This is a genomic window from Thauera sp. WB-2 (genome assembly GCF_027594845.1).
In the GTDB taxonomy this organism is placed as follows: domain Bacteria; phylum Pseudomonadota; class Gammaproteobacteria; order Burkholderiales; family Rhodocyclaceae; genus Thauera; species Thauera mechernichensis.
This window is the reverse complement of record NZ_CP088935.1, coordinates 2,915,373-2,928,197: the sequence shown is the minus strand read 5'-3', so window position 1 is coordinate 2,928,197 and position 12,825 is coordinate 2,915,373. Positions and strand designations below refer to the sequence as shown.

The 12,825-nt window shown below is 67.6% G+C and carries 13 protein-coding genes; 2 read left to right on the top strand and 11 right to left on the bottom strand.

Annotation, left to right across the window (positions count from 1 at the left end):
• Nucleotides 1-37 precede the first annotated feature (37 nt).
• From LQF09_RS13425 to LQF09_RS13375, 11 genes are all read right to left on the bottom strand, one after another.
• Nucleotides 38-1,165, bottom strand: coding sequence for an aminotransferase class V-fold PLP-dependent enzyme (locus LQF09_RS13425; RefSeq protein ID WP_270068200.1), 1,128 nt, complete (start codon nt 1,163-1,165; stop codon nt 38-40).
• Nucleotides 1,166-1,370: 205 nt separating this feature from the next.
• Entirely contained in the window at nt 1,371-1,613 is a 243-nt protein-coding gene (locus LQF09_RS13420; protein WP_002945704.1) for a hypothetical protein, read from the bottom strand.
• 246 nt (nt 1,614-1,859) lie between these two features.
• A complete protein-coding gene (locus LQF09_RS13415; protein WP_270068199.1) occupies nt 1,860-2,291 on the bottom strand; it encodes a DUF1841 family protein in 432 nt (143 codons plus the stop codon).
• A gap of 25 nt (nt 2,292-2,316) precedes the next feature.
• The gene (gene nth / locus LQF09_RS13410; protein ID WP_002927763.1) at nt 2,317-2,949 is read right to left on the bottom strand and encodes an endonuclease III; all 633 of its coding nucleotides are present in this window, start codon (nt 2,947-2,949) and stop codon (nt 2,317-2,319) included.
• A gap of 13 nt (nt 2,950-2,962) precedes the next feature.
• Complete coding sequence (locus LQF09_RS13405) at nt 2,963-3,682, bottom strand: electron transport complex subunit E (RefSeq protein ID WP_002927762.1); 720 nt, start codon at nt 3,680-3,682, stop codon at nt 2,963-2,965.
• Nucleotides 3,679-4,353, bottom strand: coding sequence for an RnfABCDGE type electron transport complex subunit G (locus tag LQF09_RS13400; protein ID WP_002944740.1), 675 nt, complete (start codon nt 4,351-4,353; stop codon nt 3,679-3,681). Before LQF09_RS13400 ends, LQF09_RS13405 begins: the two co-directional genes overlap by 4 nt.
• Nucleotides 4,350-5,384 carry an RnfABCDGE type electron transport complex subunit D gene (locus tag LQF09_RS13395; protein WP_270068198.1) on the bottom strand — a complete coding sequence of 345 codons (1,035 nt, stop codon included), beginning with the start codon at nt 5,382-5,384 and terminating at the stop codon, nt 4,350-4,352. Before LQF09_RS13395 ends, LQF09_RS13400 begins: the two co-directional genes overlap by 4 nt.
• 7 nt (nt 5,385-5,391) lie before the next feature.
• Nucleotides 5,392-7,107, bottom strand: a complete 1,716-nt coding sequence (gene rsxC, locus LQF09_RS13390) for an electron transport complex subunit RsxC (protein WP_270068197.1) — start codon at nt 7,105-7,107, stop codon at nt 5,392-5,394.
• Complete coding sequence (rsxB, locus tag LQF09_RS13385) at nt 7,104-7,655, bottom strand: electron transport complex subunit RsxB (protein ID WP_002927753.1); 552 nt, start codon at nt 7,653-7,655, stop codon at nt 7,104-7,106. The genes rsxC and rsxB overlap by 4 nt, the downstream gene beginning before the upstream one ends.
• A 13-nt stretch (nt 7,656-7,668) precedes the next feature.
• Entirely contained in the window at nt 7,669-8,253 is a 585-nt protein-coding gene (rsxA, locus tag LQF09_RS13380; protein ID WP_002927750.1) for an electron transport complex subunit RsxA, read from the bottom strand.
• A 105-nt stretch (nt 8,254-8,358) separates the two neighbouring features.
• A complete protein-coding gene (locus LQF09_RS13375; RefSeq protein WP_083485748.1) occupies nt 8,359-8,907 on the bottom strand; it encodes an NUDIX hydrolase in 549 nt (182 codons plus the stop codon).
• Between the two features lie 155 nt (nt 8,908-9,062).
• On the opposite strand from LQF09_RS13375, the gene LQF09_RS13370 reads away from it, so the two are divergent.
• A complete protein-coding gene (locus tag LQF09_RS13370) occupies nt 9,063-11,003 on the top strand; it encodes a sensor domain-containing diguanylate cyclase (protein WP_270068196.1) in 1,941 nt (646 codons plus the stop codon).
• Nucleotides 11,000-12,754 (top strand): putative bifunctional diguanylate cyclase/phosphodiesterase, encoded by a 1,755-nt coding sequence (locus LQF09_RS13365; protein WP_270068195.1) that lies wholly within the window; start codon nt 11,000-11,002, stop codon nt 12,752-12,754. Before LQF09_RS13370 ends, LQF09_RS13365 begins: the two co-directional genes overlap by 4 nt.
• The last annotated feature ends 71 nt before the right edge of the window (nt 12,755-12,825 follow it).

Below are 12,825 nucleotides of genomic sequence, written 5' to 3'. Positions count from 1 at the left end.
GGGGTACTGCGGGCGCTCTCGCGCCCGCAGCGCCTGATCAGGCGACCTCGTCGAGCGCCTTGCCCAGCGTGGCCACCGTGCGCTCGATGTTGTGCAGCTTGTCGAGCCCGAACAGGCCGATGCGGAAGGCCTTGTAGTCCGGGCGCTCGTCGCAGGCCAGCGGCACGCCTGCAGCCACCTGCAGGCCGGCGGCGGCAAATTTGGCGCCGGTCTTGATGCCGTCGTCGGTGGTGTAGCTGACCACCACGCCCGGGGCCTGGAAGCCGGGCGCGGCCACGCTCGGGAAGCCGCGCGCCTCGAGCAGGGTGCGCACGCGGGCGCCGAGCTCGAGCTGCTCGCCCTTCACCTTGTCAAAGCCGTAGGCCTCCGTCTCGCGCATCACGTCACGCAGTGTGACCAGGCCGTCGGTGGGCATGGTGGCGTGGTAGGCGTGGGCGCCACCCTCGTAGGTCTCCATGATCTGCAGCCACTTCTTGAGGTCGCAGGCGAAGCTGGTGCTGGTGGTGCCCTCGATGCGCTCGCGCGCGGCGGCGCTCAGCATCACCATTGCGCAGCAGGGGGAGGCGGTCCAGCCCTTCTGCGGCGCGCTCACCAGCACGTCGACGCCGGTGGCGGCCATGTCCACCCAGATTGCGCCCGAGGCGATGCAGTCGAGCACGAACAGGCCGCCGACCTCGTGGGTGGCATCAGCGACCGCGCGCAGGTAGTCGTCGGGCAGGATCATGCCCGCCGAGGTTTCGACGTGGGGGGCGAACACCACTTCCGGGCGCTGGTTGCGGATGGTGGCCACGACCTCGTCGATGGCGGCGGGGGCGAAGGGCGCCTGGGCTTCGTCGGCGATCTGGCGGGCCTTGAGCACCACGGCCTCGCTCGGGATGTTCCCCATCTCGAAGATCTGCGTCCAGCGGTAGCTGAACCAGCCGTTGCGGATCACCAGTGCCTTTTTGCCGGTGGCGAACTGGCGCGCGACCGCCTCCATGCCGAAGGTGCCGCTACCGGGCACGATGGCGACGGCCTGTGCGTGATAGACCTTCTTGAGCGTGGCCGACAGTTCGCGCATGACACCCTGGAAGGCCTGCGACATGTGGTTGAGCGAGCGGTCGGTATAGACCACCGAGTACTCGAGCAGGCCATCGGGATCGACGTTGGGCAACAGGGCGGGCATGGGGCCTCCAGCAATACGGGTAAGTCGGAAATCGGCTCGAACCGCTCGCGCGCACGGCCTGAGCGCCGGGCCGCCGTGGTGCGGACGAGTCGAGAAGCAAGCCGGGATTGTAACGGCTCGTTGATGCGGACGCTTCCGCAATGCAACACAACGCCCCGCGGCCACGGTGGATGGCGGCGGGGCGTGTCGTGGTGCTCGCGCAGGCTCAGTCTGCAGGCGAGGCGGTGTCGAGGCCGTCCAGGACCATCTCGTCGGGGTCGAAGCCCGGGGGCGGCGTGCGCGGCTGCAGGTTGAGCGCCTGCGCGACGAAGGCCGTCTGCGAGCGGACCACGTCGGTAGTGAGCGCGTTCTGGTGGGCGACGAAGAGCAGCGCGGTCATGAAGAAGACATGGTTGGCGATCTGCAGCAGGTCTGTCCGTTCGCCGCTGGGCTGGCGCGAGGTGATCATGGGCATCTCCCGGTGTTGCGGGCTTGTAGCATGTAGCGATGGGACGCACATTTGTGTGAATGGTTCATGCGCAGCGCGTGTCGGCCCACCCACGGTTCTCGGCAGGCGCGAGCGTTTGGTAAGGGGCCTTCAGCCATGTCGCCTTCAACCCCTCGCGGCTGGCGCCGCTCCCACGGCGGGCGATGCGCGCGGTGGTTTCCGGTAGGAGCGGCGCCAGCCGCGAGCTTTTGGTGAGGCACCCGGCATTCACTCCAGCCCGGCCTTGCGACGCAGGCTGCGTACATAGGTGGTGCCGTCGGGTGGGGTGCCTTTGCGCTGGGCCTCGAAGAGCATCTCGCCGAGCGCCTCCAGGGCGTCGTGGAGGGCGTCGTGGCGTTCGCCGCGGCGCTTGCAGGCGGCGTCGAAGGCGGTGCGGATGCCCGGCGGCTGGTCGATGGAGAGCTGCTCCTCGATCGCCAGGTGCAGCGACAGGTGCAGGAAAGGGTTGATCTGGCCGGCCTCGGGCGGGAAGTCGCGGTCGATCGCGTCCGGGTCCTCGACGATGGCGTGGTACTCGGGGTGGAGCGCGATGATGTCGGCGGCGATGGTTTCCATCGGCGTCAGCACTTCCTTGGCGCGCGCCTTGCGCCAGGTGTCGATGAAGAAGCTGCGCACCTGGTCGCGGCTGGGGTTGAACATGGCGGATCGTCTCCGGTGGGGCGGGTCAGTCGGTCTTGTCGCGGCACAGGCACAGGTCGCGCACGCTGCATTGGGCGCAGCGCGGGCTGCGCGCGGTGCATACGTAGCGGCCGTGCAGGATCAGCCAGTGGTGAGCGTCGAGCAGGTAGTCCTTTGGTACGCGCCGCATCAAGGCCTTCTCCACCTCGACGACGTCCTTGCCGGGGGCGAGTCCGGTGCGGTTGGCGAGGCGGAAGATGTGGGTATCGACCGCCATCACCGGCTGGCGGAAGACGGTGTTGAGTACCACGTTGGCGGTCTTGCGGCCGACGCCGGGCAGGGCCTCCAGTGCTTCGCGCTCGGCTGGCACCTCGCCACCGTGGCGTTCCAGCAGCAGACGCGACAGTGCGAGGGTGTTCTTCGCCTTGTTGCGGAACAGGCCGATGGTCTTGATGCAGTCGGCAATGCCTTCTTCGCCGAGCGTGACCATGGCCTCTGGCGTCGGCGCGAGCGCGAACAGCTTGCGGGTGGCGATGTTGACGCTGCGGTCGGTGGCCTGGGCGGACAGCACCACGGCCACCAGCAGCTGGTAGGGCGAGGCGTACTCGAGCTCGGTCTGTGGCTCGGGGTTGGCGGCGTGCAGGCGGCGGAAGAACTCGCGGATCGCCTCGCGCTTCATCAGCGCCATCGCTTCAGCCTGCGGCAACCGCCTCGCCGTCGCCCTCTGCCCTGGTTGCAGGCGCGGGTGCGGTGGGCGGTGGCTGGCGCCGTGCGCGGGCGGCGAGACGGGCGTTGATGACGTTGAAGACGGCGATCAGCACGCCGAGCGCGAAGAAGGCACCAGGCGGCAGGATGGCGATCAGGAAGCCGGGGTAGTCGTCGCCGAACACCGACCACGCGCTGGCGCCGGGGATGATCATCTCGATGCCCGAGAACAGGGTGCCGGCGCCGAGCAGTTCGCGCAGGCCGCCGAGCAGGGCGAGCACCCATACCAGGCCGATGCCCATCATGATGCCGTCCACCGTGGACGTGAGCGGGTCGTTCTTGGCCGCGTAGGCCTCGACGCGGGCGAGCACGATGCAGTTGGTGACGATGAGCGGGATGAAGATGCCCAGCACCAGGTAGAGGTCGTGGAAGTAGGCGTTGAAGGCGAGATCCACCATCGTCACCAGGGCGGCGATGATGAGGATGAAGACCGGGATGCGGATCTCGTAGGGTACGAAATTGCGCAGCCCCGACACCGCGAGGTTGGCGACGGTCATCACCAGCACGGTGGCGATGCCCAGGCTCACCGCGTTGACCATGGTGGTGCTGATGGCGAGGATCGGACACAGGCCGAGCAACTGGGCGAGGCCTGGGTTCTGCTTCCACAGGCCGTTCCAGGAAATGTCGCGGAACTGTTGCGGGCTCATTGCGTGTCTCCGAGCAGGCCACCTGCGGGGGCGGCGAAGAGCGCATCCATGCGCTGCGCGGCGAAGGCGGCGCTGCGGCCGGCGGCGCGCGTGACCGCACGCGCGCTGATGGTGGCGCCGGCGCGATAGTCGAAGCTGCCGCCATCCTTGCGCACCGTCCATGCCGCGGTGTCGACCTCGGCCCAGGTCGCGCCGGTGAACTGGGCGATCCAGGGCGCGTCCTTGCGGCGGTCCTTGCGCGGGTCGATGTAGTCGCCCAGGCCCGGGGTTTCCTTGTGTTCGGTGACGCGTACGCCGCTCAGGCGGCCGTCGCGATGCACCGCGACCACCAGGCCGATCCGGCCGGCGTAGCCGTCGCTTGCGGCGCCCTCGATGATCAGAGCGACCGGCTCGCCCGCCTTGCGTGCGCGCCATACCCGTCCGCCGGCGTCCATGCCGATCTGCGGCGCGGGCCCGAAGCGCACGTAGTCGTCGAGCAGGGCGTTGTCGTAGCTGCCCGGCGGCAGCACCTCGGCGAGCAGGCGCATCTGCGCCTCCTGGCGGGAGGCCTCGATCGCAGGCCGCGTGACCTGGAAGGTGGAGGCCATGAGCGCGGTGAAGGCGAGCGTAAACAGCAGCATGATGCCGCCGGTGCGCAGCGAGGTGCGGGTGGCTGTGTAGCGGCCGCTCATGGACGCCTCTCCCCGGTCCGGACGCTTTCCCCGGCCTCATTGCGGTGGCCGAACACGCGTGGTTGCGTCTTCATGTCGAGCAGCGGCACGCACATGTTCATCAGCAGCACGGCGAAGGCGATGCCGTCGGGGTAGGCGCCGAAGCTGCGGATCAGCCACACGATGAGCGCGATGCCAGCCGCGAACACGAGCTTGCCGCGCGGCGTGGTGGCGCCCGAGACGGGGTCGGTGATGATGAAGAAGGCGGCGAGCAGGGTGCCGCCGCTGGCGAGGTGGAACAGCGGCGAGGCGAACTGGCCGGGCGCGATCAGCCAGAACAGGCCGGACACCACCACCAGCGTGCCGAGGAAGGCGGCAGGCATGTGCCAGGTGATGATCCGCGTGGCGAGCAGCAGCGCGCCGCCGGCGAGGTAGCCGAGGCCGACCCATTCCCATTCGCGCCCGCCGGCCATGCCGAAGGCCGGCCCCTGCAGCACCGACTGCACGCTCGCACCATCGGCGCGCAGCCCTGTGCGGAGGGCGTCGAGCGCGGTGGCGCCGGTGATGGCGTCGAGCTCGCGCGCGCTGCCGAGGATCAGGCCCAACTGGGTGTCGAAGTCGAGCGCGCCCGCGGCCGGCCACTGCGACATCAGTGCCGGGAAGGCGACGATCATCGTGCAGTAGGCGACCATGGCCGGGTTGAACGGGTTCTGGCCGAGGCCGCCGTAGATGTGCTTGACCGCGACGATAGCCACCAGCACGGCCGCTACGGTGAGCCACCAGGGGGCGATTGCGGGCAGGCTGAGGGCGACCAGCCAGGCGGTGACCACGGCGGACAGGTCGCCCAGCGCGATGCCGACGGGCCGCTTGCGCAGCGCCAGCACGAGTGCTTCTGCCGCCAGCGCGGTAAGGGTGGCAAGCGCAAGGCTGACCAGGATGCCGGTGGCGATCTTCCAGGCGTAGAGCGCGATGGCGGGCAGCAGCGCGAGCAGTACGAGGCCCATCGTGCGCTGCACGCTGACCTGTTTGCGGACGTAAGGGGAGTGGATCATGTACGGCTCAGTTCCTGGACTCGGCGTCCACTGCCACGGTGGCGGCCGGCGTGTCCGCGCCCGGCGTCGCATCGGCGGCCGGCGCGGTGACGGCTGCCGCCAGGCGGCGGGCTTCGATGTCGGCTATCTCGGCCAGCTTGTCGGCGCTGAGATTGTCGGTGTTCTGCGGCTTGACTTCGGCCTTCTGCGCCTGGGCGCGCGCCAGTGCAGCAGCGATGAGGGCCTTCTTGGGGTCTTCGCCGGGCTCGGTCGCCGTCTTTGGCGCTGGCGCTTCGCCGCCTTCGGCAAGCTTGGCGCGCGTCTCCGCGGCCTTCGCAGCGAGCTTGGCGGCCTTCTCGGCCTTCTCGCGTTCCTGGCGGAAGTTGCGGAACTCGAAACGTTCGCGTGCCTGATCGGCTGCGGACTTGTCGCGCTCGCGCGCCCAGATTTCGCTCTTGGAGAAGCGGAAGTAGTCGACCAGCGGGATGTGCGACGGGCACACGTAGGCGCAGCAGCCGCATTCTATGCAGTCGAATAGGTTGTATTCCTGCGCCTTGCCGAAGTTCTTCGAGCGTCCGAACCAGTACAGCTCGAAGGGCTGCAGCTCGGCCGGGCAGGCCTTGGCGCACTCGGTGCAGCGGATGCAGGGCTGCTCGGGCGGCGGCGGCGGGAACAGCGTGGGCGAGGCCGAGATGATGCAGTTGCTGCCCTTGACGATGGGTACATCCAGGCGTGGCAGGGCGAAGCCCATCATGGGGCCGCCCATGATGCTGCGGTCGGTATCCGGCTTCGGGCGCGCCAGCTGGAGCAGTTCCTCGATGGGGGTGCCGATCAGCACTTCCCAGTTGCCTGCGTCCTCGACGTTGCCGGTGAGCGTGACGATGCGGCTCAGCAGCGGCTCACCATGGGCAATGGCGCGATACACGGCATGTGCGGTGCCGACGTTGAAACACTGCACGCCGTAGTCACCACCCAGCTTGCCGTAGGGGATCTCGATGCCTGTGAGTACGCGGATGAGCTGCTTCTCGCCGCCCGCCGGATACAGCGAGGGGATGGGCACGATGCGCACGCCGTGCCCCGATGCGGCGGCGGCGTCCTGCATGGCGGCGATGGCTTCGGGCTTGTTGTCCTCGATGCCGACCACCATTTCGCGCGCGCCGATGAGCTCGCGCAGGATGACGGCGCCGGCCAGGATGTCGGCGGCGCGCTCGCGCATGAGGCGGTCGTCGCAGGTGATCCAGGGTTCGCATTCGCCGCCGTTGAGGATCAGCGTCTCGATGCCTGCGCCCTTGCCGAGCTTGACGTGGCTGGGGAAGGTGGCGCCGCCCATGCCGACGATGCCGCATGCGCGCAGCCAGGCGAGCGACTCGTCGCGGCTGGCGCCGTGGTAGTCGAAGGGAGCGTGCTCGATCCAGCGCTCCTCGCCGTCGGGCTCGATGACCACGCAGCGGGTCTGCAGGGCCGAGGCGTGCGCCATGGTGTGGGGCGCGATGTCGACCACGGTACCCGAAGTCGGTGCATGCACTGCCGTGCCCAGGAAGCCTTCCGGCTCGCCGATGCACTGCCCCTTGAGCACCTTCTGGCCGATCTCGACGATACAGGTGGCGGTGGCGCGCGTGCTCTGGCGCAGGGGCACGATCAGCCGCGCAGGCAGCGGCGCACGCCGGATCGGTGCCTTGGCCGATTCATCCTTGTGGGCAGCGGGCTTGATGCCGCCATGGAACTTGAACAGGCGCCCGATCATGCCGCCTTCCTGATTTCGACCACGGGGTATTTCCATTTCCAGGTCTGCACGGTCTCGGCGATCGGCACCATGGCGATGCAGTCGACCGGGCAGGGGGCGACGCACAGCTCGCAGCCGGTGCACAGCGGTTCGACCACGGTGTGCATCTGCTTGGCTGCGCCGACGATGGCGTCTACCGGGCAGGCCTGGATGCACAGCGTGCAGCCGATGCAGGTCTGCTCGTCGATGACGGCGACAGCCTTGGGTTTCTCGATGCCATGCTCTTCGGACAGCGGTTTGAACTCGCGGCCGAGCAGGTCGGCGAGCTTGCGCACGCCTTCATCACCGCCGGGCGGGCACTGGTTGATGTCGGCCTCGCCGTTGGCGATGGCCTGGGCGTAGGGCTTGCAGCCGGGGAAGCCGCACTGGCCACACTGGGTCTGCGGCAGGATGGCGTCGATCTTCTCGACCAGCGGGTCGCCTTCGACGCGGAAACGGATCGCGGCGTAGCCGAGCGCGGCACCGAGCACGATGGCGATGCCGGCCATGACGAGGAGGGCAGTGATCATGCGTGTGCAGTCCTCAGTGGAAGCGATCGAGGCCGGCAAAGCCCATGAAGGCGAGGCTCATGAAGCCTGCAGTTATCATGGCGATGGCCGTACCCTTGAACGGCAGCGGTACGTCGGCGCCGTCCAGGCGCTCGCGGATGCCGGCGAACAGCACCAGCGCGAGGGTGAAGCCGACCGAGGAACCCAGGCCGAACAGCAGCGATTCGAGCAGGTCGTGGCGCAGGCCGACGTTGAGCAGCGGCACGCCGAGTACCGCACAGTTGGTGGTGATGAGGGGCAGATAGATGCCCAGCACCTGGTGCAGCAGCGGGCTGGTCTTCTGAATGACGAGCTCGGTGAGCTGGACGATGGCAGCGATGACGACGATGAACGATAGCGTGCGCAGGTATACGAGGTCGAGCGGCTGGAGCAGGTAGTGGTCGATCAGGTAGCTGGTGCCCGAGCCCAGGGTCAGCACGAAGGTGGTTGCGGCGCCCATGCCGATGGCGGTCTCGAGTTTCTTCGAGACACCCATGAACGGACATAGCCCGAGAATGCGGACGAAGACGACGTTGTTCACCAGAACAGCGCCGATGACGATGAAGATGTAGCTTGTCATGATCCGCAGGCGGAAAGGAATCCCGCGATTATCCTCTGCAGCGCAGGGGGGCTCAACCCTGGCGTGCGCGTAGTCTTGTGGGGCAGCGGCGCTCGGCCTGGCCGTTCATCGCCACTCGGCGGGCGGCGGCGCGAGGCTGGCAGTGTGGAGTGTCCAGGTTCCGTTGCGGCGGTCGTCGAAGAAATGGCGCAGGCTCATCGAGATGGAGCGGAAGGCGATCTGCTCCCAGGGGATGTCTTCCTCGCGGAACAGGGCCACTTCGAGCGACTCCTCGCCCGGCTTGAAGCCGAGGTCGAGCAGGCGGGCGCGGTAGACCATGTGCACCTGGCTGATGTGGGGTACGTCGATCAAGGTGTAGAGTTCGCCCACCTCGATTCGCGCGCAGGCCTCTTCCAGTGTTTCGCGGGCGGCTGCCTGGGCGGTGGTTTCCTCGTTTTCCATGAACCCGGCGGGCAGGGTCCACATGCCGTAGCGCGGCTCGATGGCGCGCCGGCAGAGGAGGACGCGATCCTCCCAGACAGGGAGGGCGCCGACCACGATCTTGGGGTTCTGGTAGTGGATGGTGCCGCACTGCTCGCACACGTGGCGGGGCAGAGAGTCCCCGGGTGGGGTGCGGAAAGTGACGGCAGCGCCGCAGTTCGAGCAGAATTTCATGGTCGGCGACCTGTGGTTTTCACGGATTCTAGCGTGCTTTCGCTTGCCCTCCGGGGCGCAGGCAAGAAAGAATCATGCTTTGGTGTGGCACGCAGAGGCAAACCGGTGGCGCGCTCGCAGGCCTCAGTAGCAGGACCATTCAAACCGGGGAGTGCATGGTACAGCCGATCGACATGAAGCGATTTGCGCAGCTCAAGGCGGCGGGGGAGTTGCCGTCGCCGCGCGGCGTTGCGATCGCCATCATCCGCCTTACCCAGTCGAACAACGTGTCGATGGCCGAGCTCGCACGCGTGATCAAGGGCGATCCCGCGTTCGTGGGGCGTCTGGTCAAGGCGGCCAATGGACTGGTGGCGGAGAACCGACGGGCGGTCGTCTCGGTCCAGGAGGCGCTGATGGTGCTCGGCCTGCCGGCGGTGCGCACGATGGCTCTCGGATTTTCGCTGCTGTCGCATTACCGCAAGGGGGGCTGCGCCGGGTTCGATTACGGACACTTCTGGTCGTCCTCCCTGCTCATGGCCATCTCGATGCAGGCGCTGATGCTGCGCGTGCGCTTGGCCGCACCTGACGATGCTTTCAGTCTGGGGCTGCTCGCCCGTGTCGGCGAGCTCGCGCTTGCCACCCTTTATCCTGATGCGTTCTCGCGCCTGCTCAACGATATCGGTAGAAATCCGGGGCTCCAGCAGGTCAGTCTCGAGGACCAGGCGTTCGCGACCAACCACCGCGAACTCGGGGCGGCCATGCTGACGGACTGGGGGGTGCCCGATGTGCTGGTACAGCCGGTGCGCTTTCACGAGTGCCCCGAGGTGCCGGGCTACGCCGAGGGCTCGCGCGAGCACGGACTGGTCCAGTGTCTGGTGCTGTCGCGTGCGATCGCGCAACTCTGCCTCGCGGCGGAGAGCGAGCACGAGCGTCTGATGGGGCCGATGCTGAGGTTGTCCAGCCGGCTGGGGATTGGGCGCAGCGATTTCATCGCGTTGTGTGAGCGCGTGGGGCGGGAATGGGGTGAGTGGGGCAAGCTGCTCCAGTTGCGTACCGAAGCCGCTCCGCGTTTTGGCGAGTTGGGCAATCGCGCTACCGTGGCTGTCGGTGACCGCGGGGAGCCTGCCGGTTCGGGCGAGGCGGAGGAGGCCAGGCCCTTGAAGGCGCTGCTGCTCGTGCCCGAAGAACAGTGCCGCCATGCCCTGCGGGCAGCCCTCGAGGCTGCGGGGCTTGCGGTGTGCGAGGCGTCGTCGGCGCGGCTCGCGATCGAGATGGCGATCGACGTCCAGCCGCAACTCGTCTTCGTGCAGTGGCAGCGTGAGGCTGGGGACGAGGGGCAGGCCTTCGTGCGTGATCTGCATGACATGCGGCTGCGGCGCAGCCTGCAGGTCGTGGCGGTGCTGCCGGACAACGATGATGATGCGCTGCGCTGGTTGTCGGAAGCCGGCGCGGACGATTATCTCCTGTTGCCCTTGGGGGGCGTGGCGCTCAAGGCGCGCCTGCAGGTATTGCTGAGAATGCTGGGCTTGCAGCTGGAACTGGAGCGCGAGCGCGAGGAATTGCGCAATTTTGCCGCTGAACTGGCGATCTCGAACCGTCGCCTCCAGGAGGCAGCGCTGACCGACCCGCTCACGGGCTTGCCGAACCGCCGCCACGCACTCGAGGCGATGCAGGTGGAGTGGGCGTCATCGATACGGCACTCGCGCAGCTTGGCGGTGATGATCGTCGATCTGGACGAGCTCAAGGCGATCAACGATACCCATGGTCATGACGTCGGTGACATCGCGCTGCGCCAGGTGTCCGAAGTGTTGCGCCGGGCCCTGCGTGCACAGGACATCCTTTGCCGGATGGGGGGGGACGAGTTTCTCGTGATCTGCCCCGACACCGACCTCGCGGCCGTCGTGGTCGTGGCGCAGCGCCTGCGGGCTGCAGTCGAGGCCTTCGAGCCCGATACGGGCGGCCCGCAGCTGCGGATGACGGTGAGCGTGGGTGTGGCGATCCGCGAGCCCGGAATGCAGGGCTTCAACAGCCTGGTCAAGCTCGCCGACCAGGGGGCTTATGCGGCCAAGGAGACCGGGCGCAACCGGGTCATTGCCTTGCAGGCGGCGGGCGCATGACGGATTCGATGGGGTTGCTGCCCGACACGCGCGCTCCCGAGCGCCAGGCGCCAAGACTGCTGATCGTCGATGACTGCGAGGACGATGCGCTACTGGTCGAGGCGGAGTTGGCGCGCCGAGGTATGCGGGTATCCTGGCGGCGCGTCGATGAGCCGGTGGACATGGCGGCTGCGCTCGCCGCCGATGAGTGGGACCTTGTGCTGTGTGATCAGGCCATGCCGGCCTTCGATTGCCGGCGTGCCTTGCAGGTGTTGCAGCGCAGCGGAAAGGATGTGCCGTTTGTCGTGCATTCGGGGAGCATGAGTGCAGGCGAGGGCGTGGGGGTGATGTACGAAGGCGCGCGTGACTTTGTGCCGAAAGGGGACTTCGCCCGCCTGCTTGCCGTCATCGAGCGTGAGCGGCAGGCGCTCTCGGACCGCAGTGCGGTCAGGCACGCGGTACGCCGGATCCGCGAGCTGAGCTTGTTCGACCACGGCAGCATGCTGCCGAACAAGGTCAATTTTCTCGCTCGCGTGGCTGACTGGATGGCGTGTCGCCGTCGTGGCGCGGGGCGGGCGGCTGCGGCCATGTTCGTCATCGATGTCGACCAGTTCATGCGCGTCAATCTGGGTTACGGCTACGGTGCCGGTTCCGAAATCCTGCTCGAGCTCGGTCGCCGCCTCGCCGCGATCGTGCCCGCGCAGGGCGTGCTCGCGCGCCTCGAGGGCGACTTGTTCGGTGTGTTCGTTCCGGGCGTCGCAGATGAGGGGCAGGCCGAGTTCACTGCGCGCTGGTTGTTGCGCGCGGTGGATCGGCCGTTCGCGTCGCCGCGGGGAGCGCTGCGACTGACGGCGAGCGTCGGGATTGTCCTGTTCGACGATGCCGCGGACCAGGCAGCGGATGTGCTCACTCAGGCCGAGCTGGCGCTCGCCGAGTGCAAGCGTGCCGGCGGTAACCAGTTGCGCATACACGCTGCAGGCATGAGTCGGTCCTCGCTCGAGGCCTTTGCCCTCGAACTGGACCTGCGGGCTGCGCTCGAGCGCGAGGAGTTCAGGCTGCACTACCAGCCGATCGTCGGCGCATCCAGTTGTCACGCGCGCGGAGCCGAAGCCCTGCTGCGCTGGCAGCATCCCGTGCACGGCTTGCTGGAGCCCGATCGCTTCGTCCCGATAGCGGACCGGACCGGACTGATCGTCGACATTGGCGGCTGGGTGCTCGCCCAGGCCTGCCTGCAGGGCGCGCGCTGGCGCAAGGAGGGGGTCGAGGGCTTCGAGATGTCGGTCAATGTGTCCGCCGTACAGTTCGCGCGTCCCGGCCTGCTCGCGCAGGTGGAGTGTGCACTTGCCCAGAGCGGGTTTCCGCCGTCCGCGCTGATCCTGGAGATTACCGAGAGCTCGCTGATGAGTGACACCGGGCACGCCGAACAATGCCTGCGGGCATTGAAGACGCTTGGTGTGCGCATCGCCATTGACGACTTCGGGACCGGTTACTCTTCGCTTGCCTACCTGCGCCGACTGCCCATTGACGTGATCAAGATCGATCGCGAGCTGATCGGCGAGGTCGATCGCGATAATGATGCTGAAGCCATTGTGCGCGCAGCACTGGCGATGGCGCATAGCCTGCGCTTGAAGGTGGTTGCCGAAGGCGTCGAGACCGCCGCGCAGGAGATTCTGCTGCAGGCCTCATGCTGTGATTCGCTTCAGGGTTTCCGCTATGGACGGCCCGCGGTGCCGGCAGCATTCAGGTTTGGCTCGCTGACGCCGGACCGGTGAGTGCGGGCTCCTTGCCTTTGCCGGTGTTGCGACGAAGCCACGATGGGGCGTGATCGAATTGGCAAAATCGC